The organism is Actinoplanes sp. CA-051413 (assembly GCF_050955795.1).
In the GTDB taxonomy this organism is placed as follows: Bacteria; Actinomycetota; Actinomycetes; order Mycobacteriales; family Micromonosporaceae; genus Actinoplanes.
The window spans coordinates 4,017,372-4,041,793 of record NZ_CP192100.1 but is presented as its reverse complement, the minus strand read 5'-3'; the positions used below and the strand labels follow the sequence as shown (position 1 = coordinate 4,041,793).

Here is a 24,422-nt window from a genome sequence, read left to right as displayed (position 1 = left end):
CGGCCAGGGCCAGGTCCGCCGCCGCGATGATCAGCAGGTCGCCGGCCCGGCGGGTGTCGTTGGTGATGCCGACCAGCGCGAGCAGCCCGGAGAGCGCGAACAGCGCCGCGACCTGCAGGGCGGCGGCGCGCGGCCCGCTACCGAGCAGGCGAGCTTTCGAACGTGAGACGATACGGACATTCTAGGACAGGTGCCGCCCTGTCAGCACCGTCACACTCATCTCCGCCGCCACGACGCCGACCAGACTCGTATGCGCGTAAAGGTGAGACATTTCGGGCCCGTGCTGGGTGCCCTGGTCGGTTGTGGTCTCGGGTTCCTGGTGTTGCAGCAGGTCACCACCGGTGCGTTCGACGCGTTGGAGGCGCGGCAGGTGGCCCAGGACGCCGACCGCATCCGGATCGGCCTGGACGGTCAGGCCCGGCTGCTCACCGCGTTCGGGGCGACCAACGCCGTCTGGGACGACAGCTACCAGGATCTCCAGGAGGCGGACCGGGCCGGCTTCGCCGAGGACTTCCCGCCGGACGCGACGCACGCGGTGAGCGACCTCGACGGCCTGCTGGGCGTCTCCCCCACCGGCGAGCTGATCGCGGGCGGGTATCTCAGCGACGCGGCCGGCTTCGGGGCCCCGGCGCCGCAGCTGACCGAGCCCGCACTCCTGAGCCGGCTCTACGACCCGGCCGGCAAGCCGGGCGCCGCCCGCTGCGGCGTCGTCTCCGCCGACGCGATGTACCTCTCGTGCGGTGTGGCCGCGTACCCGAGCAGCGGCGAGGGCACCCCGTCCGGTGGTCTCGTCCTGCTCAAGCGGCTCTCCCCCGACCGGCTCCGGACGCTCAGCGCGGACATCGACCTGACCACCGAGGTTGTGGCCCAGCGCCGCGACGACGGCGTGGCCCAGCCGACGGTGACCAGCCTGCTCGGCCCCGTCGAAGTACGCACCAGCGTCCTGAACGCCGACAGCATCGCCCTCAACGCGAGCATCACCACCGTGGACGGGCAGACCCTGGTCCTGGAGTCGGTCCGCGACCGCCCGATCCACGCGGCCGCGACCAGCACCGCCGGCAAGCTGTTCGTCCTCATCGCCGTGGCCACGCTGCTGCTGGTCGTGCTGATGACCGTCTCGACCCGGCGGGCGGTACGCCGGCGGGTGCGCCCGCTGCGCCGCACGACCGAGCAGATCGTCGCGTCCGGCGACCACGACCTGCGGATCGGCGCGACCGGCGACGACGACATCGCCGCGCTGGGCCGGGCCATCGACGCCATGCTGGACACGATCAGCAGCCGCGACCGGTTGCTGCAGTCCGAACAGGAGCAGCGCCAGCGGGAGTTGGAGGAGACCCACGAACGGCAGAACGCCGCCGAGCGGGAGACCCGGGAGCAGGCCCGGCAGCTGGTCACCGAGACCTCCACCGTGGTCGCGCAACAACTGGCGGACGTCTCCGCCCGGGCCGGCACGGTCGGGATCGCGGCGAGCCAGATCGACGACCGGGTACGCGACGCCCGGACGGCGGCGAGTCACCTGCTGAGCAACAACAGCGAGGCCAGCCGGGCCGTCGGAACGCTGCACGAGAGCCTGCAGAAGGTCGACGAGGTCGCGCGGTTCATCGGCGGCATCGCCCGCCAGACCAACCTGCTCGCCCTGAACGCCACCATCGAGGCGGCCCGGGCCGGGGTCGCCGGGCGGGGCTTCGCCGTGGTGGCCAACGAAGTCAAGACGCTGGCCGCCACCACCGCCGAGTCCACCGAGACCATCACCGCGACGCTCGGCGAGCTCAACGAGCACGTCACGGCCGTGGTGGAGATCATGACCACGATGAGCGCCACCATCACCGACATCGACCACACCACCGCCGACGCCGAGCTGATGACCACCGAGCAGGCCGCCACCGTGGCCGGCCTCACCGCCGAGGTGAGTGCGGCCATCGACCGCCTCGAGGGACTCGTCACCCGCCACTGACCGTCCCGCTGCCGCTGTCGGCCCGAGGCGCCCGGCCCACTCCGGTGCCGCCACCGGCCGGAGCCCGCCCCGGCACCTCCCGGTGCCGCCATCGGCCGTGGCCCGTCCCCGCACGTGCGGGGGCGGGCCACGGCCATTTCCGGTCCCACGGATCAAAACCCTAGTTGACATATAGGATTTGAGGACTAAGGATCGGTGCATGACCAGCCAGGGGATCCGCCTCGCCGGCACCGCACTCGCAGTGTCGCGAGGTTGCTGCCGCGACTGGACGTCCTCCCGCGGCCGCTGCCGCCGGAGCTGACCACCGCCGGTCGACCGGCCCGCACCACGCCACCCCGGCACCGCCGGGTCCACTCCGCACGATCCCCGTCGACGACCCACCCGGGCGCCCTCCGCCCGCGTGTGGCGCGAAGGAGTCGCCATGTCCTCATCCGTCCTCGACCGCACCGGCATCGCCGCCGGACCGGTCCGCACCGACCAGCCGGACGACGCCCCGGCGGCGCCGGCCCGCTGGCGCCGCGTCGCCCGCCGGCTCACCCCCGCCCGCAAGGCCACCGGCCTGCTCACCGTCCTGGTCCTCTGGCAGGTCGGTGCGGGCGCCGGCTGGCTCGGCACCACCACCCCGTCACCGACCGACGTCATCACCGCCGCGCGCGAGCTGATCGCCAGCGGCGAACTGGCCCACCACCTCGGCGTCTCGCTCACCCGGGTCGCCAAAGGACTGGCCATCGGGCTCAGCGCAGGCCTGCTGCTCGGGCTCGCCGCCGGGCTGCTGCGCCTGGCCGAGGACCTCGTCGACGGGCCCCTGCAGTCGCTGCGGATGCTGCCGCACCTGGCGCTCGTACCGATCTTCATCATCTGGTTCGGCATCGGCGAAACGTCGAAGATCGTGCTGATCGCCATCGGGCCGATCTTCCCGCTCTACCTCAACGTGCTGCACGGCATCCGCGGCGTCGACGAGCGGCTGGTCGAGTCCGCCCGGTCCTGCGGGGTGGGCCGGCTGGGCCTGATCCTGCGGGTGATCCTGCCCGGTGCGCTCCCGCAGATCCTGGTCGGACTGCGCCAGGCCCTCGGGCTGGGCTGGCTCAGCCTCGTGGTCGCCGAGCAGACCGCCACCACGGCCGGGGTCGGGTTCCTGATGAACGACGCCCGCGAGTTCCTGCGGACCGATGTGATCTTCGTGGTCCTGGTCATCTACGCCTTGCTGGGGCTGGCCACCGACCTGTTCGTCCGCCTCATCGAGCGCCGCGCGCTGGCCTGGCGCCGCGGCTTCGCGGGAGAGTGAGCATGACCGCCACCACGACTGCCGTCCCCGGCGCCGAAACCGCCGCCGTCCGCGTCCGCGGTGCGCGCCGGGCCTTCGACGGCCGGGTCGTGCTCGCCGGCGCCGACCTCGACATCGCCCCCGGCGAGTTCGTCGCCCTGCTCGGGGCCAGCGGCTCCGGCAAGAGCACCCTGCTGCGGGCCGTGGCCGGGCTCGACCGCGGGGCCACCGGGCAGTTCCGGGTGCCCGACCGGCGCGCCATCGTCTTCCAGGAGCACCGGCTCATGCCGTGGAGCAGGGTGTGGCGCAACGTCACCCTCGGCGTCCGCGGGCCCGATCTGCGCGGCCGCGCGCTGCACGCCCTCACCGAGGTCGGGCTGGCCGCGCGGGCCGACGCCTGGCCACGGACCCTGTCCGGCGGCGAGTCCCAGCGGGTCGCCCTGGCCCGGGCCCTGGTGCGTACCCCCGAACTGCTGTTGCTCGACGAACCGTTCGGGGCCCTCGACGCGCTCACCCGGATCAAGGCCCAGGCCCTGGTGGCCAAGCTCTGGACCGAGCACCGGCCGGCCGTCCTGCTCGTCACCCACGACGTCGAGGAGGCCCTGCTGCTCGCCGACCGGGCCCTGGTCCTGCGCGACGGGCGCATCGCCGAGGAGTTCATCGTCGACGTGCCGCGCCCGCGGGCCCTCGACAACCCGCGGCTGCTCGCCCTGCGCCGCGCCCTGCTGCGTGCCCTCGGGGTCAACGCCGACCTGCCGACCGACGAATCCGTACCCGAGGAGAAGCCATGACCACGACCGCCCTCGACCTGACCGCCGACGTCGTCATCGTCGGCGGCGGCCCCGCCGGCACCTGGGCGGCGCTGACCGCCGCCGCGGCCGGGGCCGACGTCCTGCTGCTCGACAAGGGCTACTGCGGGACCTCCGGCCCGACCGCCTCCGGCGGCACCGGCGTCTGGTACGTCCAGCCCGAACCCGCCGCCCGCGAGAAGGCGATGGCCAGCCGCGAGGCGCTCGGCGGCCACCTGCAGGACCGCCGCTGGATGGCCCGCGTCCTGGACCAGACCTACGAGAACATGAACCGCCTCGAGGCCGAGGCGCGCTACCCGTTCCCCGTCGTCGACGGCGTCGCGCACAAGCGCGGCCTGCAGGGGCCGGAGTACATGCGCCGGATGCGGTCCTGGATCAAGCGGGCCGGGGTGCGGATCCTGGACCACAGCCCGGTCACCGAGCTGCTGGTCGACGCCACGGGCACGGTCGCCGGGGTACGCGGCCACCGCCGCCAGCACAACACCGACTACCGGGTCCGCGCCTCCGCGGTGGTGCTGGCCACCGGCGGCTGCGCGTTCCTGTCCAAGGCGCTGGGCTGCGACGTCGCCACCGGTGACGGCGCCCTCTACGCCGCCGAGGCCGGGGCGGCGATGTCCGGCATGGAGTTCTCCAACTCGTACGCCATCGCCCCGGCCTTCACCTCGGTGACCAAGACGGCCTACTACGGCTTCGCCACGTTCTTCCACGGCGACGGCACCCCGCTGGCCGGGGCCGGCAGCCAGGGCGGGCGCTCGGTGATCGCCAAGGAGTTGCTGCGCACCGGCACGGTGCTGTGCCAGATCGACCACGCGACGCCGGAGCAGCAGGCCCTCATGCGTACGGGTCAGCCTAACTTCTTCCTCACCTTCGACCGGCTCGGCATCAACCCGTTCACCGACAAGTTCCCGGTCACCCTGCTGCTGGAAGGCACCGTACGCGGCACCGGCGGCATCCAGATCGTCGACGACGACTGCGCCACCAGCGTCCCCGGCCTGTACGCCGCCGGCGACGCGGCCACCCGCGAGCTGATCTGTGGTGGTTTCACCGGCGGCGGCAGTCACAACTCGGCGTGGGCGATGTCCTCGGGCACCTGGGCCGGCGGCGGCGCGGCCCGTTTCGCCGTGGCGCTGGGCAGCTCGGCGGCCAAGCGGCGCCTCACCGGGGCCGGCGGCGTCGCGGTCCGGCCCACCGGCGGGCGGCCCTTCGACGGCGACCCGTGGGCCGAGGCGCAGGACGTGCTGCGCCGGCAGGTGCACCCGTACGACAAGAACTACCTGCGGCACGGCGACCGGTTGCGGCCCGCGTTGACCGAACTGGATGAGCTGTGGCAGCGGCTGCGGGCGGGTGCGAGCGCCGACCCGGCCGGCACGCCCCGGCTGCGGCAGGCCGCGGCGATGGTCGCCCACGCCCGGTGGATGTACACCAGCGCGCTGGCCCGGACCGAGAGCCGCGGCATGGCCCGGCGCCAGGAGTTCCCGGACCTCGATCCGGCCCAGCACCGCCGGCTCACGGTCGGCGGCCTCGACGAGCTGTGGGTCCGTCCCGAGTCGCTGCTGGCCCCGCGCCCGGAACTGGCGGTGGCGTCATGATCGAGGTCGTCTCGGCTTCCCGGTGCGTCACCTGCGACGTGTGCATCGCGGTGTGCCCGACCAACGTCTTCGACCGTGGCGCCGACGGCGTGCCGGTCATCGCCCGGCAGGGCGACTGCCAGACCTGCTTCATGTGCGAGGCGCACTGCCCGGCCGACGCCCTGTTCGTCGCCCCGCTCACCCACCCCGCACCACCGGACTCGCCGCTGCGCGACGAGGACCACGTCACGGACACCGGCCTGCTCGGCAGCTACCGCAAGGAGCTCGGCTGGGGCCGTGGCCGCAAGTCCGGCGCCCGGACCGCCGTCGGCCCCGAACTGGGCCGCGCCCGGATCACCCCCGCACCCGCTCCCGTTCCCGCCCAAGGAGAATGACCGATGCGTACGAGAACCCTGCTGGCCGTCGCCACCGCCGCGCTGCTGGCGCTGGCCGGCTGCGGTGGCGAGCCGTCCGAGGCCGCCGGCCCCGGTGACACCTTCACCCTGCGCATCGGCGCGATCGGCAACGGCAACAAGCTGTCCGGCCCGGTCGGCTACCTCAACAGCAAGAACGGCCTCGTGCCGGCGCTGTCCTCGCTCGGCGTCAGCGGCGTCAAGGTCGTCACCTTCCCGAACGGCCCCGACCTCAACCAGGCGCTGGCCGCCGGCGAGCTCGACCTGGCCACGTACGGCGACACCCCGGCCCTGGTGGCCCGGGGCGCCAAGCAGCCCACCCGGCTGATCGCCCAGTCCCAGATCAACCTGGACGCCGGCATCCTGGCCAAGAAGTCCGGCGGCCCGACCTCACTCGCCGGGCTGGCCGGCAAGAAGGTGGCGGTGCAGACCGGCTCGTACATCCACCGCTACCTGCTCGGCGCGCTCGGCGACGCGGGCGTCAAGCCGGCCGAGGTCATCCACATCTACAGCGCGGACGTCGAGGCGGCGCTGGAACGCGGGGACGTGGACGCCGCGGCCGTACCGATCGCGAACGTGGAGGCGTTGAAGGCCAAGGGCTACCCGCTGATCACCCTGGCCTCCAAGGACCACCGGCAGTACCTGGGCACCAGCTCCACAGTGGTCACCGAGAAGTTCCTCAAGGCCGAGCCGGGCATCGTATCCGCGTGGCAGCAGGCCCAGCGCGACGCCACCACCAAGGCCAAGGCGGACTGGCCGGGCTTCCTGGCGTACACGGTGAGCATCAACGGCTTCCCGCCGAAGATCGTGGAGGCCTCGACCCACGCCGACCAGTGGCCGGCGGAGCCCTTCACGCCCGAGGGGCTGGCGCTGCTCAAGGGGACCAAGCAGTTCCTGGTGGAGCAGAAGTTCATCCGTACCGACTTCAACCTCGACGACTGGATCGTGGCCCATCCCTGAGCTCCCTTCCAGCGCCGCTCACAGGTCGCGGCGCTGGAAGGCCAGGGCGGACAGGCCCAGCACCACCGCCACCCACAGGGCCGCCCAGGCCAGGTAGGTGGCGGTGAGCGGGGCCACGCTCAGGAACGGCGAGTCCTCGAACGCCGGGAACTGCGACAGGGCCGGGTGCTGGAACGCGTGCATCGCCCCGCGCCACAGGCCGTCGGTCGGCAGCACCATCCGCGACACCGTGCCGACGCTGGCCATGCCCTCGTTGCCGAACGCCTCGCCCACCATGCCGACCACGCCGGCGATCCAGGTGGCGCCGAAGAGGCCGACCGCCACGATGCCCGACGCCATCGGGGAGATCACGGTGGACAGCAGCAGGCCCAGGGTCAGCAGCACCGTGGTCTGCGCCGCCAACAGCGCCAGGCCGGTGGCTGGTTGCGGGGGCCAGTAGCCCACGGTGATCCGGACGATGAGGAGCTGACCGAGCCCGGCCACGACCACGAAGCCGCTGCCGAAGGCGACCAGGCCCAGCCACTTGCCGAGCAGGACCGCCGAGCGGCGTACCGGCCGGGTCATGACGGCCAGCGCGATCCCGGACTCGATCTCCCCGGCCAGGGTGGGACCGGCCAGGAACGCCGTACCGAGCGCGGCGATCAGGCTCAGGCCGAACATCACCAGGTTGAGCACCGTGGAGGCGGCGATCCGGGCCTCCCCGGTGGTGAGCGTGCCGAACTCCGAGTCCAGCCGGTAGAACCCCCAGGCGCTCAGCGACAGCAGCACGACCGTCATCACGACGAGCGAGCGCAGCACCCGCCGGCGCAGGGCCTCCTGCAGCGTGAGGACGGCCAGGGTCAGGACGGTACGGGCGATCATCGGTGGTCCCCTCCGGTGCCGGCGCGCAGGATGTCCAGCAGTCGTTCTTCCAGGCTGATCCGGGCCGGTTCGACGGCGTGCACGCGGACCCCGAGGTGGACCAGTTCGGCCACCAGGTCGGGCACCATCGTGGCGCTCTGGTCGGCCGGCAGCGTGACCGTGTACGAGTCGCCGCTGCGGGTCAGGTGCCCGGCGGCGGCCAGACGAGCCTCCGCCTGGGCGCTGACCTCGTCGAGCCGCAACCGCAGCTCCCGCTGACCGAGCAGCTCGGCCAGCGTGCCGGACGCCGCCACGCGTCCCTTGTCGAGGATGACGACCCGGTCGCAGACCCGCTCGACCTCGCCGATGAGGTGCGAGTTGAGCAGCACGGCGACCCGCCGTTCCTTGAGGGAGAGCAGCAGGTCCCGCACGTCGGCCCGGCCGATCGGGTCCAGCGCGCTGGTCGGCTCGTCGAGCAGCACCAGCTCCGGGCGGGCCACCAGCGCGACGGCCAGCCCGAGGCGCTGCTGCATGCCCTTGGAGAAGCCACCGACCCGGTCCCCGGCGCGGTCGGCCAGACCGACCAGGGCCAGGCTCTCGCGCTGTTCCCGCACCGGCACCGCGGCACCGGCGAGCCGCACGTGCAGGGCGAGCACCTCGGCGGCGCTGAGCCAGGGCTGGTAGCGGAACAGCTCCGGCAGGTAGCCGACGCGGGCGCGGGACTGCGGGTCCGTACCCGGGCGGCCGAGCAGCAGCACCTCCCCCGCGTCCGGCCGGACCAGGCCGAGCAGGATCTTGATGACGCTGGTCTTGCCGGCGCCGTTGGGTCCCAGCAGGCCGAGCACCTCGCCGCGGCCCACGGTGAAGGACACGTCGTCGACCGCGGTCTGCTTGCGGTAGCGCTTGCGCAGGCCGGAGCACCACACCGCCGGCGTGGGCGGCAGGTCGGCGAGCACCCGCTCGGCGGTGACCGCGGGTTCGGTGGTCACCGCTGCCCCAGCCCGCGGGCCACCGAGACCACCTCGTCGGCGCTCAACGAGCCGGCCACCGCGGTGACGACGCCGTCCTTGACCCAGACCACGGCCGTGATCAGGCCGTCCCGGGAGGCCAGCACCGTGGCCGGCGTGCCTCCGACATCGGTGGCCGAGCTGGTGAGGTACTGGGAGTTCACCGGCAGCGGCAGCGTGGTCGCATCGCCGGTGTAGCCGCGCAGCTGCGACGCGACGCTCGCGGGCAGACCCGGCAGGGACAGCAGGTAGTCCACGGCCGTCCGGAACGGGATCCCCGCGGAGTAGGCGGTGGGTGCGACGACCCGGGCCACGATCAGCGCCGGTACGCCCCGCGCCTCGGACCAGACCCCGGCGACGCCCGGACCGGCGCTCAACCGGAACTGGCTGCCGTCGAGACCCGCGGGAGGCGGCGGCAGCGTCTTGCCCGCCGCGGCGGCGGTCCGGGCCGCCTTGTCCACGGAGAAGGTGAACACCGCGTTCACCCGCCCACCGACCTGGTACGCCGGTTGTCCCGTCACGCCCCGGGGCAGCTCGCGCACCCGCGGGACGGCGAGCCCCGAGGCCTTCTCCGCGGCGTCGGCGTCGGCGACCTGACGGACCTTCACCTCCTGGGTGATCTCTACCTTGCCGTACGCGTCCAGGTCGGGCAGGGCGACCAGGTCGGCCTGGGTGAGCGTGACCGGGGCGAGCTGCTCGGTCCGGAAGATCTCCAGCCAGTCGGCGGCGGCCGCGGCGCTGGCCCCGCCCAGCAGAGCGACGGCGGCGAAGGCGGCTACCACCGGCTTGCGCAGCGCACTGCGCCACCGCGAGGTGACGGCCGGCTGCCGGTGGGGCTTGTCGGCGGCGACCGCCTGCGACAGCCGGGACCACCCCGCGTCCACGTCCACGGTGACGTCGGCGTCCAGCGCCGCCCGGGTCAGCTGCGCGTCCCGCTCGACGGTGGCCAGCCCGGACCGGCAGGCCGGGCAACCGGCGACGTGCTCACGATCGGCGTCGGCGACGCCGGCCGGCTCGTCCAGCAGCCGGCGCAGCGTGCCGTCAGTCGGATGACGCATGACGGTTCAACTCCTTGCGTAGGGCGGATTCGGCGCGCCGCACGGTGGTGCCCACGCTGCCGGGGGAAAGATCCAGGGCGGCCGCCACCTCGGCGTAGCTGAGGCCGCTGTGCCGCAGCACCAGGGCAACGGCGTGCTTGCGAGGGAGCCGGGCCAGCGCCGAGCGCACCCGGCGGCGCTCCTCGAGGGTCACGACGGTGTCGGCGACATCGGGCCAGACGGCGTCGTCACCGGCGGCCTCCTCTCGGGCGGCCCGTCGGCGGCTGGAGCGCAGGTGGTTGAGCGCAGTGTGCGCCGCGGCGACGGACAGCCAGCCCACCGCTTCTCCGGCCGGCACCGCTGAGCGCCCGAAGGTCAGGAACACCTCCTGCGCCACGTCCTCGGCCTCGTCCCGCGAACCGAGGACCCGGGCGGCGACCGCGACGACCCGCGGATAGGCGCTGCGGAAGACCTGTTCGAGGTCGGCTCGCACGGCACCCCGTACCGAAGGAGTCGACACTGCCCCGCCACCCTCCCGCCCGGCTGGCCTGACGAGCTTCACATCTTGCTCCACATCTACAGAGCACCGCCGGTGCCGCGGATGTGACACCCGGATCCGCCCCCACCTCGATCGTGTCCGGTCGGGCTTCGCGGCGCAGGACTTCCCGGCCGGGCCGGGACACTGCGAGAATGCCGGCATGGATGACACAAAGACGGACACGCGGGACGACCCGGACGCCGGCGCCGCGATCGGCCGGCGGGCCTTCTTCGGCCGGGCGCTGCTGGCGGCCGGCGCTGTGGGCGGGCTGCTGACGCTCACCGGCTGCCCCGGCGGCGAGCAGGACGACGACGATGACGACGACGGGGACGACGACTAGCGGCCGGACGTCCCGCACCGTCGCCGTCGCCCTGGGCGGGGGCGCCGTCGTGGCCGGCGTCGCCTGGGCGACCGGCACCGCGTTCGGTTACCGCGGACCGGCCTTCGCCTGGGTGCTGCACTTCCTGCTGATGGGCTGGATCTCCGGCGTCCTGGACGCCGCGCGGCCGCGCCTGACCAGCAGCTATTTCCGGGTCCGCGACCGGGAGCCGGCCGTGTACCGCCGGCTCGGCGCGTGGTGGTACCTGCGGCTGCTGCGCGCGATCGGCTGGGAGCGGCTGATGCGCGGCGGCCGTGGCTTCACCGGCACCCGGGAGTCGCTCGCGGTGCTGGACAGGCAGACCCGTTCAGCGGAATGCGGCCACCTCGTGGTCGCGGTTGTGGTGACCGCGGTGTCGGTCGTGGCGGCCGCGGCCGGTGCCTGGGACGCCGTCGCCTGGTTGTCCGGCCTCACGGTATTCCTGCACGTCTTCCCCGTGCTCCTCCAGCGGGCCCTGCGAGCGCGCATCCAGCGCCTGCGGTCGCCGGGCGAGGACGTGAGCGGGGCGTATCCGCGGGGTGGCCGGTGACGTTGAGCTGGTGGCGATCATGCCCAGCAGCCGTCAGGAGCCGCCCATGCTGCCACCGCACCGGCCCGCTCCCGCCACCCGGCTCGGAGCGTTGCCCCGGCGTGGCCTGTTCGCCCTCGGCGGCGCTGCGCTGACAGTGGCGCTCACCCCGGTGGCCGCCTCGGCCGCGACGGCAGCCGTGCCGCTCCGGCAGAACCCGTTCACGCTCGGGGTCGCTTCGGGTGATCCGCTGCCCGACGGCGTGGTGCTGTGGACCAGGCTCGCGCCGCGGCCGCTGGAACCCATGGGCGGGCTGCCGTTCGCCGGCTACCCCGTGCAGTGGCAGGTGGCCGAGGACGCGGCGTTCCGGCAGGTGGTGCGCTCCGGCACGGCGACCGCGCGGGCCGAGTACGGCCACTCGGTCCACGTCGACGTGCGCGGCCTGCGGCCCGGCCGGGACTACCACTACCGGTTCCGCACCGGGGCGCACCTCAGCCCGGCCGGCCGTACGCGTACCGCACCCGCCGTTTCCGCCTCCCCGCAGGCCCTGCGGTTCGGGGTCGCGTCCTGCCAGGCCTACGGCGACGGGTACTTCACCGCGTACCGGCACCTGGCCGCGGAGGACCTCGACGTGGTCTTCTTCCTCGGCGACTACATCTACGAGAACGCCGTCACCAGCACCGGCGGCAACCGGCTGGACCCCGGGCTCCACCTGCCGGACACGTTCGAGTTGCCGGTCGACACCCTCGACCTCTACCGGATGCGGTACGCGCTGTACCGCACGGATCCGGACCTCCAAGCCGCGCACGCCGCCGTCCCGTGGGTGCTGACCTGGGACGACCACGAGGTGCAGGACAACTACGCCGCCGGGGTACCTCGCTTCGACATCCCGGCCCGGGACTTCCTCGTGCAGCGGGCCAACGCCTACCGCGCGTACTGGGAGAACCAGCCCCTGCGCCGCCCGCAGCAACCATCCGGCGCGGGCCTGCGGCTGCATCGCCGGCTGCGGTTCGGCGATCTCGCCGAGGCGCACGTCCTCGACACCCGGCAGTACCGCTCGGACCAGGCCTGCGGCGACGGGCTGCGGGCCGACTGCGCGCAGCGCGACGACCCTCGCCGCACCCTGCTCGGCGCGGCCCAGCGCAGCTGGCTGCTCGACGGCATGCAGCGGGGAGGCGCCCGCTGGAACCTCCTGGCCCAGCAGGTGATGATGGCCGAGTGCCGCTACGGCGCGGATCCGCCCCTGCTCGACATGGACAAGTGGGACGGCTACCGGGCCGATCGCGACCGGATCCTGCGGACGGCCGGCCGGGTCCCCGGCACCGTCGTCCTCACCGGCGACATCCACTTCAACTACGCGGCCGACCTGCGCCCGGACTTCGCCCGGCCGCAATCGCCGGCCGTGGCGGTGGAACTGGTCGGCACGTCCGTCTCCAGCGGCGGCAACGGTACGGACAGCACGCCGGTCCTGGACCAGCAGCGGCGGGACAGCCCGCACCTGCTCTTCGCCAACGCCCAGCGTGGCTACGTGCGCTGCACGCTGACCCGTAACACCCTGCGCGCCGACTACCGGACACTGCCCTACATCAACCGCCCCGGCGCGCCCGTCACCACCCGGGCCTCGTTCGTATCCCACCGCGACCGCCCGGGCCTGAGCCCCGGCCTGAGGACAACCATGGACCGCACCCGGGCACACCGTGCCACCGCCCTGCTCGCCGTCGTCGTCACCGCGGTCTGCGGCCCGGCGCCCGCCACCTCCGGCCCGCCCCGCACTGGCGTGCGGCTGTCGGTTGGTCCCGCGACCCTGCCGATCACCACCGGGCAGTGCAACGGCGGGCAGCTCCTGGTACGCCTGACCAACAGCGGCCGGACTCCGGTCTACGCCGACGCCGTCCTCACCGCACCCGAAGCCCTGCATCTGCCCCGGCGGCTGATCTCGACGTGGCTGCCGGCCGGTTACACCCGTACCGTGCCGGTGGCAGTCAGCGCCCCGGCCGGAACGCCCACCGGCACCTACACCGTGCGGGTGGCCAGCGGGGCGCAGCGGGCCGCCGTACCGGTCGCAGTGTCACCGGCCCGGCCGACCACCGACCTGGCCCGATCCGCGGCGCAGGTCACCGCCTCGTCGTCGAGGACCGGCTTCCCGGTGTGCGGCGCGGTCGACGGTGACGCCGACCCGGCCCACTGGGGCGCCGGCACCGGCTGGGCGGACGGCACCGGCCGGCAGTGGCCCGACTGGTACGCACTCACCTGGTCCCGCCTCCAGCAGCTGACCCGGGTCACCGTCACCACGGTCGACTCACCGCAGTACCCCACCGCCCGGTACGGCCTGCGCGACTGGGACGTCCAGCTCGCCACCCACGCCGGCTGGCGCACGGTCGCCGAGGTACGCGGCAACACCGCCCGGACGGTGACCAGCACCTTCCTGAGTCAGTCCAGCACCGCCGTGCGCATCGTCACCCACGCCGCGAACGGCATCGACGACCAGTCCCGCATCGTCGAACTCTCCGTCTCCTAGCCGGATTTCCCTCGGACGGTCTGTCGACATTGGCCGGAGCCGCCCAGCATGATGGTCCGGAGGGGGAGATAAATGCCGGATCAGGCGTACGACGTGATTGTTGTCGGTGCACGGTGTGCGGGGTCTCCCGTCGCGATGCTGCTGGCCCGCCGGGGCTACCGGGTGCTGGTGGTGGACCGGGCGACGTTTCCGAGCGACACCGTGTCCACCCACTTCATCCATCCGCCGGGCGTCGACGCGCTGCGCCGGTGGGGGCTGCTGGAGCAGGTCACGGCCACGGGCTGCCCGCCGATCTCCCGGTACACGTTCGACTTCGGGCCGGTCACGCTGGCCGGTGCGCCCGGGACCGAGCACTCCCCCGTGGCGTACGCGCCGCGGCGGACCGTGCTCGACAAGATCCTGCTCGACGCCGCCGCGGCCGCCGGCGCGGAGGTCCGCGAGGGGTTCACCGTGGAGGAGGTGCGGGTCGCCGACGGTGAGCCGGCCGAGATCCGCGGACGTGACGCTGGCGGCTCCCAAGTGGTGGAGCGGGCCCGGGTGGTCGTCGGGGCCGACGGGCGCAACTCGGTGGTCGCCAAGGCTGTGCAGCCCCGGCAGTATCACGAGCTCCCGCCGCTGACCTGCGGCTACTACTCGTACTGGAGCAACCTGCCGACCGACGGCACGTTCGAGATCTACAGCCGGACCGGGCGCGGCTGGGCCGTCTGCCCGACCCACGACGACCTCACCATGGTCATCGGCGGCTGGCCGTACGCGGAACTGGCCGAGCACCGCAACGACATCGAGGGCACCCTGCGGGAGACGTTCGCGCTGGCGCCCACTTTCGCCGAGCGGCTCGCCGACGCCAAGCGGGAGAGCCGGTTCGTGGGCACGTCGGTGCCGAACTACTTCCGCACGCCGTTCGGTCCGGGCTGGGCGCTGGTCGGCGACGCCGGCTACAACCGGGACTTCATCACCGCTCAGGGCATCACGGACGCCTTCCACGACGCCGAGCTCTGCGCCGACGCGCTCGACCAGGCGCTGGGCGGCGCCCGGCCGTACGCCGAGGCGATGGGCGACTACTGGTCGACCCGTGACGAGCGGGTGCTGCCGATGTACGAGATGACCGCGCAGATCGCCTCGCTGCAGCCACCGGACCCGCAGATGGTGCAGCTGCTCACGGCCGTACAGGGCAACCAGGAGGCGATGGACGCCTTCGCCCGGGTGAACTCGGGCGCCACGCCACCGGCGGAGTTCTTCGCACCCGACAACATCGGCCGCATCATGAGCCAGGCGGCGCAGACCTGACCGCCGGTGGGTGAACCGGTCAGGTCGCGGTGCAGGTCACCGCCGGTGGGGTGTTGGTGCCGGTCCAGGTGCCGACGAAGCCGAAGGTGGTGCTGGCCGCGGCGGCGAGAGCGCCGTTGTAGCTCTCGTTGCGGGCGGTCAATGCGGCACCGCTGGTGGACAGCACCGCGTTCCAGGCCTGGCTGATCCGCTGGCCGTTGGCGAAGGTCAGGGTGACGGCCCAGCTTCTGATGGCGGTGGTGCCGGCGCTGACGCGTACCTCTCCTTGGAAGCCGCCGGCCCACTGACCGGCCGAGGTGTAGGCCGCCGTGCAGCCGGCGCCCGCCGGCGGCGGCGTGGTCGGCGGCACCGGGTTCGACGGGGACGGGGAGGGGGCCGACGGGGTCGGCGACGGCGAGGTGGTGGCGCCGCCCCAGGCGGTCGGGCCGTCGAGCCAGGCGGCGCGCCGGGTCATCCAGCTGCGCATGACCTGGACCTGGCCGGCCCAGGTCGCGGACGTGTCGGTGACGAACGGGCCGACCATCCGGGAGCTCAGGTTGGGCCACCGCTGGAAGTTGCGCTGGGCCGCCGCGGTCAGCGGGGTGCTGAGCGCGTCGACGCGGGCGTTGAGCGAGGCGTCGGAGAGCAGGCCGCGGCGCAGTGCCTGCCAGCGAACCTTGAGGTCGTTCTGGAACGCGGGATCGGTCAGCAGGATCTGGAACCAGTCGTTGGCCTGCGGCGAGCGGGTCTGCTGGTACTGCCAGCCGGCGGTCTGCTCGTTGCCGAAGAAGCCGCCGGTGCCGAAGGTCAGGTCGTAGTCCCACAGCGGCCCGGCCACGATCGGGCCCTCCCGGTCCTTGTAGAAGTACGTGCTGCGCAGGTAGGAGTCCATCTCGCGGCTGAACTCGTTGAGGATCACCAGGTTGACCCAGGACTTGGTGTCGATCCAGCTGCGATAGCCGGTCTGTGGATCGGCGAACCGGGAGCTGTGCAGCATGTCGTGGAACTGCTGCAGATACTGCGTCAGCCAGGACTTCTGTTGGGCGTTCAGCGGCGACGGGTCCTCGACCTCGAGGTAGTTCCAGCAGGTCGCGGCCGGCCCCGTACAGGTCAGGGTGGGTTCCTCGGCGGCCAGCCACTCGAACTTGAAGATGTAGCCACCGCTGATCTTGGGCAGGGTGGTGTCGGCCTCCTTGAGCTGCTTGAGGTCGAGCCGGTCCTTGCTGTTCTTGATCGTCTCCACCAGCATGTAGACGCCCTGGTAGTCGGCGGCGGCGACCGGCGCGGAGTCGACGTTGAGGTAGAGCTCGACGAAGCGGTACCGCTGCGTCGCCAGGCCCATCTCCCGGCCGAGGTCGTAGACCAGCGCCTCGCGGATCAGCGACTTGTCGCTGAACGGCCCGCGCAGCACCCAGTCCGAGTCGGCCGGCATGCCCAGCAGGGGCAGATCCGCGTCGTCGTCGGCGTTGTCGCGCAGCTCCAGCCGGTAGGGCGCCTTGTCGAACGTGGCCGAGGACTGCCCGCGCAGGTGGATACCGGCCCGGGAGGCGACGGCCGGGGCCGCGGCGAGAGAGGTACGCCCACCCGCGGTGTCGAAGACCATGGCGGCGGCGTCCACGTAGTCGCGTCCGGGCTTGCCCTTGCCGTAGTCGTCGATGAGCATCAGCGGCAGGTCGTGCTGGGCGTCGAACGATCGGGCCACGTACATCGCGGTGCCGGGGGCGCCGGTGGCCGTACCGTTGACGAAGGCCTGGGCCCGCAGCTGGGTGGTCCCGGTCAGGCTCAGGGCCCGGCCGGGGTAGGCGGTGGACGTGGCGGCCGGCGGCCGGCCGTCCGTGGTGTACCGGATCTCGGCGCCGGCGATCGTGGTGCTCAGCGCCACCGAGACCGACCCCTGGAAGGTGCCGCTCGGCACCGAGAACGTGATGTCGCCGGTCAGCTCGTCCGGCGCCGCGGCCGCCGGTGCGGCGGCATTCGGCGAGCGGCCCGCTTCGGCCCGGGCGCTGACAGTGAGGGCGAGCGGGGTGACGACGCACAGAGCGATGAGTGCGCCGAGGACCTTCGGTATCCGCCTAGCCATGGACCAGTTCCTCTCTCGCAGCGGTGAAGTGTCGCCGGAGCACCCGCCGCCAGGGCGCCGCCGGAAGATCCGGGCGGAGGGCGGCCAGTCCGGTGGCGTACTTGGAGAAGGCGACGGGACGGTGGCCCCGGCGCCACAGCTCCCGGTCCGCGCGGGAGGCGGCCGAACCGGTCTTGGTCTCCACGATCGCCGTCCCCGACAGCCGCACCTCGTCGCCGTCGGTGCTCCACCGCAGGGCGGTGTCGACGGTGACCCGGCTGTCGGTGTCGGCCAGCAGCAACGTGAAACGCAGATATTCGGTACGCAGCGCCGAAGCGAGGACGACGTGGTCGCCGGCCGGCAGACCGTGGCGGCCGAAGACGTCGTCGACGAAGGCGCGCCCGGCCGCCACGGTGTGCTGCTGCTCGCGGTCGTGCGGGGCCCGGTACTTGACCGTGCTGCCGCGTGGGCCGGGCACCTTCACCTCCAGCCAGCAGCTGCCGGAGTCGACGTACGTGCGGGTGCGGACCTTGAACCGGCGGCGGTGCCGGTGCGCGGTCCGGTGGAAGCCGCTGAGCTCGGGGGTGTCGAAATAGAGCGACTCGTACGCGAACTGCCGGATCCCGTTGATCTCCAGCGCCACGGCGTGCGGCGCGAGCGTCTCCAGCAGCAGGCCGGCGGCGGCGAGGGGCATGACGTACTTGCGGTCGACGCGGGTCTGCAGGGCGGCACGCTCCTCCAGGTCGGCCAGGCCGATCCGGGGCAGCGTGTCCAGAGCGGCGAAGTCCATGACCGTGGTCACCGTCGCGCCGCGTACGCGGCCGGGCTCACCGGCGCCACCGCTCTGGACGAGGTACGGGCGTACCGCACATCGACCACCGTGGAGTCGTTGATCAGGTCCACGCGCAGCGGGCGCGCGGAGTGCACCTTGCCGTCGAGCAGGTGCTCGAGCAGGCCGATCAGCTCCTCGCGATTGGTGACCACGGAGTCCAGCACGACCGTCTGGTGCTCGTACCGGCTGAACACCCGCCGGTTGTCGACGATCGCCATGACGGTCAGGATCAGGCCCATCAGGGCGATGTTGCGCCAGATCGAGACGGTGTCGAGCGCGCCCAGCAGGCCGAGCGCGAGCGCGGAGAAGAAGTACGCGACCTCGTGCTGGTCCAGTTCGGTCGAGCGCAGCCGGATGATCGACAGCACGCCGAACAGCGCGAAGCCCAGGCCCAGCCCGGCGCCGGAGCCGGTGGTGCGCAGCGCGTCGGCCACGGCCAGCACCCCGATGTTGACACCGAAGTAGGCCACCATCAGGTCCCGGCGCCGGTGCCGGGGGAAGTACAACCCGAGCACGAGCACGGTGACGGCCAGCACCTCGGCCCCGAGCAAGACGAATGCGGACATGCTCCGGTCCTCCTCCGAGCGGCGGAACGAGACGAAAGTTCCGGAACAAGACCGGAACTTGGCCCGCAGACTAAAACCGCCATTCGACACATGTCAATGTTAACCTGGGCTTAACCGTGGCGATTTGTTCGCTAAATGAGCGCTTTACCTGCGTGGACGCGCGTCCGGGTGATCGGCTTCCGGCGCTGGAAGTTTCGGGACAGCGGACTTTCCGTCCCATAGCCTGGGAGCGCTCCCATATATTGACCGACGTCATTGCCTTTACCGCGTTCCTTTTCTAACCTGCGAGCACCCCTCGTCCCCGTCCCGCAAGGAGAGCCATGTCCTCCCATCGCTTCGCGGCTCCGATGTGGTCGCTCTTCCGCATCGTGGTCGGCCTGCTGTTCCTCTGCCACGGGCTGGCCTCGGTCTTCGGCGTCCTCGGCGGCAACCGCGGCTCGGGCCAGGCGATCGAGCCCGGCACCTGGCCGAACTGGTACGCCGGCGTGATCCAGCTGGTGTGCGGCGCCCTGGTCCTGGCCGGCCTGGCCACCCGGCCCGCGGCGATCCTCGCCTCCGGCTCGATGGCGTACGCGTACTTCGTGGTCCACCAGCCGGAGGGCGTCCTGCCGATCCAGAACGGCGGCGTCACCCCGGCGCTGTACGCCTGGACGTTCCTCGCGATCGCCGTACTGGGCGCCGGCCCGTGGTCGATCGACGCGCTCATCGCCCGCCGCCGCGACACGACGACGGTCACGGTCCCCGAGAGCCAGCTCGCCGGCAGCCGCCGATAGCTCAGCGGGCCGCGAACGCCAGCGCCACACACCAGACGAGCAGGGCGGCACTGCCCCCGCAGGCCGTCGTCCTGGTCCGGTCCGCGACCCGCAGCCGGCGGTACGGCCGGTCGGCGAAGCCGTCCCGTTGCAGCTGCGGATGCGACGGGACGGCCGCGGCCATCCTCAACGGACCCGGCTGAGCCTCCCCGGGCCGGGCCGAGCCGGACCCGGCTGAGCAAAACCGGGTGCAGTGGCCGGGCGGCCTGGCTAGCGTCCGGGCGTGGCCCACACCTATCCCCCGCTGAACGTCGAGGTCCGCACGCCGCGCCTGACGCTGGCCGGTGCGTCCGACGACCTGCTGGAACGTCTCGTGCCGCTGGTGCGGGCGGGGATCGCCGACGCGGCGCCGTGGCCGTTCGACGACCCGATGTCGCTCTACGCCGACAATCCGGAACGTGAGTGGCGCTGGCTGCGCGGCATCTGGGCCGGCCGCGCCCGGGTGAGCCCGGATGCGTGGCGGCTGTACTTCGTCGTGCTCGTCGACGGCGAACCGGTCGGCATGCAGGACCTCATCGGCACGAACTTCACCCGGTTCGGCACGGTGACCAGCTTCTCGTGGCTGGCCCCGGGCAGCCGCGGACGGGGGCTGGGCAAGGAGATGCGGGCGGCGATCCTGCAGCTGGCCTTCGCCGGACTGGGCGCACGTGAAGCCGGCAGCGACGCCTTTGTCGACAACGAGGCGTCCAACCGGGTGTCCCGCGCCCTGGGCTACGAACCGAACGGTACGGACTGGGACACCCGCCGCGGCGAGCCCGCGCAGATCCAGCGGTGGCGGCTCACCCGGGACGCGTGGCAGCGGATCAGCCGCGCGGACATCGACCTGGTCGGCGTCGAGCAGTGCCGGCCCGTACTGGGCATCGGCTAGCGCCACTCACATTGCGCCGCTTCAACCGGAGGGTTACAGTCGGCCGGCGTGGGAGCGCTCCCACGCACCCGTCCTCCCCCTGATCCGACGGAGCCCCCTTCATGCGCAGCCTCAGACTCAAGCTCCTCGCGGCCGGCGGCATCGTTGCCGCCGCCTCGGCGGTGGCTTTGATCGCCATGCCGGCGTCCGCGGAGACCGCCGCGTTCACCGTGACGAACTCCTGGAACTCCGGCTACCAGGCGAACGTGGTGGTCAAGAACGACACCTCGGCGACCATCTCCACCTGGCGGGTGGAGCTCAGCCTGCCCGCCGGGACGACCGTGGTCAACAGCTGGAACGCCACCCAGGCCAGCTCCGGCGGCACGTACACGTTCACCCCGGCCGGCTGGAACGCCACCCTCGCCGCCGGCGCGTCGACCGAGTTCGGCCTGGTCCTCAACGGCACCGGGCGGCCCACCACCTGCCTGGTCAACGGCCGCTCCTGCGACGGCTCCGGCACGCCGTCGTCGCCGACCGCGAGCCCGACGCCGACGCGGACCACCACGCCCAGCGCGCCGCCGACCACCGCGCCGGCCGGCCGCACGCCGGTGGCGATCAACGGCCAGCTGCACGTCTGCGGCGTCAACCTGTGCAACCAGTACAACCGGCCGATCCAGCTGCGCGGCATGAGCACGCACGGCCTGCAGTGGTTCGCCAACTGCTACAACAACGCCTCCCTGGACGCGCTGGCCAACGACTGGCAGGCCGACCTGTTCCGGATCGCGATGTACGTGCAGGAGGGCGGCTACGAGACCAACCCGGCCGGCTTCACCTCGCAGGTCAACAACCTGGTCGACCTGGCCGAGGCCCGCGGCATGTACGCGCTGATCGACTTCCACACCCTCACGCCGGGCGACCCCAACTACAACCTGGAGCGGGCCAAGACCTTCTTCGCCGCGGTCTCCACCCGTAACGCCGCCAAGAAGAACGTGATCTACGAGATCGCGAACGAGCCGAACGGCGTGAGCTGGACCGGCATCAAGAACTACGCCGAGCAGGTCATCCCGGTGATCCGCGCCAACGACCCGGACGCCGTGATCATCGTCGGCACCCGGGGCTGGTCCTCGCTGGGCGTCTCGGACGGTTCCGGTTCCAGCGAGATCACCGCCAACCCGGTCCGGGCCACCAACATCATGTACGCGTTCCACTTCTACGCGGCGTCGCACAAGGACAACTACCGCGCCGAGGTGGAGCGGGCGGCCACCGCGCTGCCGCTGTTCGTGACCGAGTTCGGCACGGTGAGCGCCACCGGTGGCGGTGCCGTCGACACGGCGAGCAGCACGGCGTGGCTCGACCTGCTCGACCGGCTCAAGATCAGCTACGCGAACTGGACGTTCTCCGACGCCGGTGAGGGCAGCGCGGCGTTCCGGGCCGGCACGTGCGCCGGGGGCACGTACGCGGGCACCGGTGTCCTCTCCGAATCGGGTGCGCTGATCCGCAGCCGGATCCGGACCCCGGACAACTTCCCGACCAGCTGACAGTCAGCCACGCAGGACGATGCCGGTGGGTCCCCGCGACCCGCCGGCATCGCCGTTGGCAAGGCCGGGGCGCGTGTCGGGGAACGAGCCATTGCCGAACAGCACCCGGGCGGCGGCTGCCCGACCCGGCGGAGTCCGCAGAGCGGTGAAAGCGGTCTCGGTGAAGGCCGGTGACCGTACCGCCGACAGGGCGTGACGCATCAGCAGCCGGGTCCGGAAGCGCCTGCGCAGGGCGGCGCCGTCGTAGTGCCGCAACACCGACACGTCTCCCGTGCGCAGGTAGTCGCCGGTCACCGCGGCGGCCAGTTCCGCCATGCGCAGGCACGGATCGAGGCCACCGGCGGTCAGCGGGGACACCGCGCCGGCCGCGTCGCCGACGAGCAACCCCTGCGCGCAGGCGAGCCGGCGCAGCACACCGCCGACCGGGATCGGCCCGCCGCGGCGCTGCACCGCTCCGGTTGCGGCGGGGAGCGCTCCGAACCGCCGGCCGAAGGTACGCAGCAGCTCGGGCAGCGGGCCGGCCAGGCGGTCCGGGCGCCCGGCCAGCCCGACGTGCGCGTGCCGTCCGTCGTCGACGACCCAGGCGAGGTAGCCGGGGGCGAGCCGCGGATCGAGTACGCAGTGGAACGTCGGCTCGGCACCGCCGTCGGCCACCGGGAACACCTCTTCGACGCCTACGATGAGCCGGCGGTTGACGTCGAGTCCGAGCCGGCGTGCGACCGTCGACCGGGCACCGTCCGCGCCGATGGTGAAGCGGGCCGCGACGCCGGGCACGGGGTAAGAGACGCCGAGCCGTACCCGTGCGCCGGCGAGCCGCGCGGCGGCCAGGGCGTGGGCGTAGATGCCGGCCATGTCGGCCACCCGGAACTCGTCGCGCGCGCTGACCAGCTCGACCGGCCCGCGCAGCGACGGCGGATAGAGCAGGACCCGGCGGATCGCCGGACCGAGCTCCTCCGCCGGCAGGGCGAAGTCCTCGAGGGTACGGCGCACGAAGATCCCGGTGGTACGGATGCCCGTGTCCAGGGTGCTGCGCCGGTCGACCACGAGCACGTCGAGGCCGCGCCGGGCCAGCAGCCGGGCGGTGTGCAGACCGGCCAGACCGGCCCCGACGACCAGGACATCCACCATCTCCATGACCGCGACGGTAACGGCGCCGGGGACCTCCGGCGGCCGCGCGCACAACACCTTCACGGACTCTCCCCGGACCGTCCGAGATTGCAAACCGTACGTACGTACTGTTTGATGGAGGGCATGCCACTGCTGCCGGAACCCGGTCCGATCCGGACTCTCGCCGCCGTCACGCTGGTCAACACCATCGGCAACGGCCTGTGGATGACGTCGAGCGCGCTGTTCCTCACCCGTTCCGTCGGCCTGTCCATCGGCCAGACCGGTCTCGCCCTGACCCTGGTCGCCCTGATCAGCCTGGTGACCAGCACACCGGTGGGCTACCTGGCCGACCGGCTCGGGCCGCGCGGGGTGGCGATCGGGGCCCTGGTCGCGCTCGGTCTCTGCGAGACGGCGATGGTCGGGGTCCGGTCGATGGCCGGGTTCCTGGTGGTGGCCGCCCCGATGGCGGTCTTCGAGGCGGCCCAGCGGGCGGCCCGCGGCGCGATCATCGGCGGGGCCGTGCCGCCCGACCAGCGCGTCTACACCCGCGCCTACCTGCGCTCGATCACCAACGTCGGGATCACCGTCGGAGCGGCCATCGCGGGCATCGGGCTGACGGTGGACACCCGGACGGCGTACCTGTCATTGATCCTGGGGGACGCGGCGACGTTCGTGCTCGCCGCCGCCGTGCTCACCCGGCTCGCCCCGATCGCCCGGGCGCCGCGGGCCGGGTCCGGGCCGCGGCTGACCGCGCTGCGCGACCGGCCGTTCCTCGCCTTCGTCGTGCTGGACGGCCTGCTCGCCACCAACTTCGGGCTCTTCGAGGTCGCGCTGCCGCTCTGGATCGCCGACCGCACCGACGCGCCGCACTGGATGATCTCGGTGGTGTTCGTGGTGAACACCGTGGCCGTGGTGCTCTTCCAGGTGCGCGCCGCCCGGGGCACCGACACGCTGGCCGGGGCCGCCCGCGCTTCCCGCCGAGCCGGCTTCGGCCTGCTGCTGGCCTGCCTGATCTTCTCGCTGACCGCGGGCACCGGTCTCGCGCTGACCGTGCTGCTGCTGGTCGTCGCCGCGCTGGTGCAGGTGACCGCCGAGATGTGGTACTCGGCCGGCGGCTGGGCCATCTCCTTCGGCCTGGCCCCCGACCACGCGCACGGCCAGTACCAGGGGACATACGCGATGGGCCACCAGTTCGGCCAGATGGTCGCCCCGGCGGCGGTCACCGCCCTCACCCTGGGCTGGGGCACCCCGGGCTGGCTGGTGCTCGGCGCGGCGTTCGCGGTGGTCGGCTGCCTCGTGCCGCCGGTGGTGCGCCGGGCTGCCGAGCACCGCGAGCCGGCGGAGAACTACTCGGCTTCATCCTCCTGATGGACCGGAGAGGCGGTGAGCAGGTCGAGCTCCCACCGCGCGGAGTACACCTCGCTGTCCTCGTCGGCGGCGACCAGATAGGAGCTGACCCGTACGCCCAGGCCCAGCTGATCGGCCGCGCGCAGGTGCTCGACCAGTTCGTCGACGCTGGCCAGGTAGTGCGTGGCGATCAGCTCGGGGGCGGGCTCGGCGGTCGTCTCGTCAAGGATCTTGCTTTCCACGTCGGTCACGG

Annotated in this window: 24 protein-coding genes; 14 read left to right on the top strand and 10 right to left on the bottom strand. The window is 72.7% G+C overall.

The features are described 5' to 3' along the window. Nucleotides 1–262: 262 nt before the first annotated feature. From ACQP2Y_RS18865 to ACQP2Y_RS18840, 6 genes are all read left to right on the top strand, one after another. On the top strand, nucleotides 263–1,954 hold the full coding sequence (locus tag ACQP2Y_RS18865) for a methyl-accepting chemotaxis protein (RefSeq protein ID WP_433729985.1): 1,692 nt from the start codon (nucleotides 263–265) through the stop codon (nucleotides 1,952–1,954). A gap of 421 nt (nucleotides 1,955–2,375) precedes the next feature. Beyond that, nucleotides 2,376–3,239 (top strand): ABC transporter permease, encoded by an 864-nt coding sequence (locus tag ACQP2Y_RS18860; RefSeq protein ID WP_433729983.1) that lies wholly within the window; start codon nucleotides 2,376–2,378, stop codon nucleotides 3,237–3,239. Between the two features lie 2 nt (nucleotides 3,240–3,241). Beyond that, nucleotides 3,242–4,009, top strand: coding sequence for an ABC transporter ATP-binding protein (locus ACQP2Y_RS18855; protein WP_433729981.1), 768 nt, complete (start codon nucleotides 3,242–3,244; stop codon nucleotides 4,007–4,009). Further along, nucleotides 4,006–5,616, top strand: coding sequence for an FAD-dependent oxidoreductase (locus ACQP2Y_RS18850; RefSeq protein WP_433729979.1), 1,611 nt, complete (start codon nucleotides 4,006–4,008; stop codon nucleotides 5,614–5,616). The genes ACQP2Y_RS18855 and ACQP2Y_RS18850 overlap by 4 nt, the downstream gene beginning before the upstream one ends. Then, nucleotides 5,613–5,990: a 4Fe-4S dicluster domain-containing protein gene (locus ACQP2Y_RS18845; RefSeq protein WP_433729977.1), complete on the top strand. Its 378-nt coding sequence runs from the start codon at nucleotides 5,613–5,615 to the stop codon at nucleotides 5,988–5,990. Before ACQP2Y_RS18850 ends, ACQP2Y_RS18845 begins: the two co-directional genes overlap by 4 nt. 3 nt (nucleotides 5,991–5,993) lie before the next feature. Further along, complete coding sequence (locus ACQP2Y_RS18840) at nucleotides 5,994–6,968, top strand: ABC transporter substrate-binding protein (protein WP_433729975.1); 975 nt, start codon at nucleotides 5,994–5,996, stop codon at nucleotides 6,966–6,968. An 18-nt stretch (nucleotides 6,969–6,986) separates the two neighbouring features. Here the strand turns inward: ACQP2Y_RS18840 and ACQP2Y_RS18835 are convergent, their stop codons facing one another. The 4 genes from ACQP2Y_RS18835 to ACQP2Y_RS18820 are packed head-to-tail and all read right to left on the bottom strand — an operon-like array spanning nucleotide 6,987 to nucleotide 10,372. Beyond that, nucleotides 6,987–7,829, bottom strand: coding sequence for an ABC transporter permease (locus ACQP2Y_RS18835; protein WP_433729973.1), 843 nt, complete (start codon nucleotides 7,827–7,829; stop codon nucleotides 6,987–6,989). Next, nucleotides 7,826–8,797: an ABC transporter ATP-binding protein gene (locus ACQP2Y_RS18830; protein WP_433729971.1), complete on the bottom strand. Its 972-nt coding sequence runs from the start codon at nucleotides 8,795–8,797 to the stop codon at nucleotides 7,826–7,828. The genes ACQP2Y_RS18835 and ACQP2Y_RS18830 overlap by 4 nt, the downstream gene beginning before the upstream one ends. Then, the gene (locus tag ACQP2Y_RS18825; RefSeq protein ID WP_433729969.1) at nucleotides 8,794–9,873 is read right to left on the bottom strand and encodes a hypothetical protein; all 1,080 of its coding nucleotides are present in this window, start codon (nucleotides 9,871–9,873) and stop codon (nucleotides 8,794–8,796) included. The genes ACQP2Y_RS18830 and ACQP2Y_RS18825 overlap by 4 nt, the downstream gene beginning before the upstream one ends. Further along, nucleotides 9,857–10,372: a sigma-70 family RNA polymerase sigma factor gene (locus tag ACQP2Y_RS18820; RefSeq protein WP_433729967.1), complete on the bottom strand. Its 516-nt coding sequence runs from the start codon at nucleotides 10,370–10,372 to the stop codon at nucleotides 9,857–9,859. Before ACQP2Y_RS18820 ends, ACQP2Y_RS18825 begins: the two co-directional genes overlap by 17 nt. A gap of 178 nt (nucleotides 10,373–10,550) precedes the next feature. Here ACQP2Y_RS18820 and ACQP2Y_RS18815 point away from each other — a divergent pair, with 178 nt between their 5' ends. The 4 genes from ACQP2Y_RS18815 to ACQP2Y_RS18800 all read left to right on the top strand — a co-directional run bounded on the left by ACQP2Y_RS18815 (nucleotide 10,551) and on the right by ACQP2Y_RS18800 (nucleotide 15,082). Next, the gene (locus tag ACQP2Y_RS18815; protein WP_433729965.1) at nucleotides 10,551–10,730 is read left to right on the top strand and encodes a hypothetical protein; all 180 of its coding nucleotides are present in this window, start codon (nucleotides 10,551–10,553) and stop codon (nucleotides 10,728–10,730) included. Next, nucleotides 10,705–11,298 (top strand): hypothetical protein, encoded by a 594-nt coding sequence (locus ACQP2Y_RS18810; RefSeq protein ID WP_433729963.1) that lies wholly within the window; start codon nucleotides 10,705–10,707, stop codon nucleotides 11,296–11,298. The genes ACQP2Y_RS18815 and ACQP2Y_RS18810 overlap by 26 nt, the downstream gene beginning before the upstream one ends. Before the next feature lie 19 nt (nucleotides 11,299–11,317). Next, a complete protein-coding gene (locus ACQP2Y_RS18805; RefSeq protein WP_433729961.1) occupies nucleotides 11,318–13,795 on the top strand; it encodes an alkaline phosphatase D family protein in 2,478 nt (825 codons plus the stop codon). A gap of 72 nt (nucleotides 13,796–13,867) precedes the next feature. After that, on the top strand, nucleotides 13,868–15,082 hold the full coding sequence (locus ACQP2Y_RS18800; RefSeq protein ID WP_433729959.1) for an NAD(P)/FAD-dependent oxidoreductase: 1,215 nt from the start codon (nucleotides 13,868–13,870) through the stop codon (nucleotides 15,080–15,082). A gap of 19 nt (nucleotides 15,083–15,101) precedes the next feature. Here the strand turns inward: ACQP2Y_RS18800 and ACQP2Y_RS18795 are convergent, their stop codons facing one another. Genes ACQP2Y_RS18795 through ACQP2Y_RS18785 form a run of 3 tightly spaced genes read right to left on the bottom strand, consistent with a single transcriptional unit; the run spans nucleotide 15,102 to nucleotide 18,518 of the window. Continuing rightward, nucleotides 15,102–17,141 carry a CotH kinase family protein gene (locus tag ACQP2Y_RS18795; protein WP_433729957.1) on the bottom strand — a complete coding sequence of 680 codons (2,040 nt, stop codon included), beginning with the start codon at nucleotides 17,139–17,141 and terminating at the stop codon, nucleotides 15,102–15,104. Beyond that, complete coding sequence (locus tag ACQP2Y_RS18790; RefSeq protein ID WP_433729955.1) at nucleotides 17,134–17,922, bottom strand: polyphosphate polymerase domain-containing protein; 789 nt, start codon at nucleotides 17,920–17,922, stop codon at nucleotides 17,134–17,136. The genes ACQP2Y_RS18795 and ACQP2Y_RS18790 overlap by 8 nt, the downstream gene beginning before the upstream one ends. Continuing rightward, nucleotides 17,919–18,518: a DUF4956 domain-containing protein gene (locus ACQP2Y_RS18785; RefSeq protein WP_433729953.1), complete on the bottom strand. Its 600-nt coding sequence runs from the start codon at nucleotides 18,516–18,518 to the stop codon at nucleotides 17,919–17,921. Before ACQP2Y_RS18785 ends, ACQP2Y_RS18790 begins: the two co-directional genes overlap by 4 nt. Nucleotides 18,519–18,838: 320 nt before the next feature. Between ACQP2Y_RS18785 and ACQP2Y_RS18780 the strand changes: the two genes are divergently transcribed. Then, on the top strand, nucleotides 18,839–19,291 hold the full coding sequence (locus ACQP2Y_RS18780) for a DoxX family protein (protein WP_433729951.1): 453 nt from the start codon (nucleotides 18,839–18,841) through the stop codon (nucleotides 19,289–19,291). 1 nt (nucleotide 19,292) lies between these two features. Here ACQP2Y_RS18780 and ACQP2Y_RS18775 read toward each other — a convergent pair whose 3' ends face one another. Beyond that, a complete protein-coding gene (locus ACQP2Y_RS18775; protein ID WP_433729949.1) occupies nucleotides 19,293–19,454 on the bottom strand; it encodes a hypothetical protein in 162 nt (53 codons plus the stop codon). A gap of 99 nt (nucleotides 19,455–19,553) precedes the next feature. Between ACQP2Y_RS18775 and ACQP2Y_RS18770 the strand changes: the two genes are divergently transcribed. Together ACQP2Y_RS18770 and ACQP2Y_RS18765 are read left to right on the top strand one after the other, a co-directional pair. Continuing rightward, nucleotides 19,554–20,198: a GNAT family N-acetyltransferase gene (locus ACQP2Y_RS18770; protein ID WP_433729947.1), complete on the top strand. Its 645-nt coding sequence runs from the start codon at nucleotides 19,554–19,556 to the stop codon at nucleotides 20,196–20,198. Nucleotides 20,199–20,299: 101 nt separating this feature from the next. Continuing rightward, a complete protein-coding gene (locus ACQP2Y_RS18765) occupies nucleotides 20,300–21,715 on the top strand; it encodes a cellulase family glycosylhydrolase (RefSeq protein ID WP_433729945.1) in 1,416 nt (471 codons plus the stop codon). Nucleotides 21,716–21,718: 3 nt separating this feature from the next. On the opposite strand, the gene ACQP2Y_RS18760 is transcribed toward ACQP2Y_RS18765, so the two are convergent. Continuing rightward, nucleotides 21,719–22,849 carry an FAD-dependent oxidoreductase gene (locus tag ACQP2Y_RS18760; RefSeq protein ID WP_433729943.1) on the bottom strand — a complete coding sequence of 377 codons (1,131 nt, stop codon included), beginning with the start codon at nucleotides 22,847–22,849 and terminating at the stop codon, nucleotides 21,719–21,721. A gap of 117 nt (nucleotides 22,850–22,966) precedes the next feature. Between ACQP2Y_RS18760 and ACQP2Y_RS18755 the strand changes: the two genes are divergently transcribed. After that, the gene (locus tag ACQP2Y_RS18755; RefSeq protein ID WP_433729941.1) at nucleotides 22,967–24,190 is read left to right on the top strand and encodes an MFS transporter; all 1,224 of its coding nucleotides are present in this window, start codon (nucleotides 22,967–22,969) and stop codon (nucleotides 24,188–24,190) included. Here the strand turns inward: ACQP2Y_RS18755 and ACQP2Y_RS18750 are convergent. Further along, entirely contained in the window at nucleotides 24,169–24,420 is a 252-nt protein-coding gene (locus ACQP2Y_RS18750; RefSeq protein WP_360556431.1) for a hypothetical protein, read from the bottom strand. The genes ACQP2Y_RS18755 and ACQP2Y_RS18750 overlap by 22 nt on opposite strands. Nucleotides 24,421–24,422: the final 2 nt, after the last annotated feature.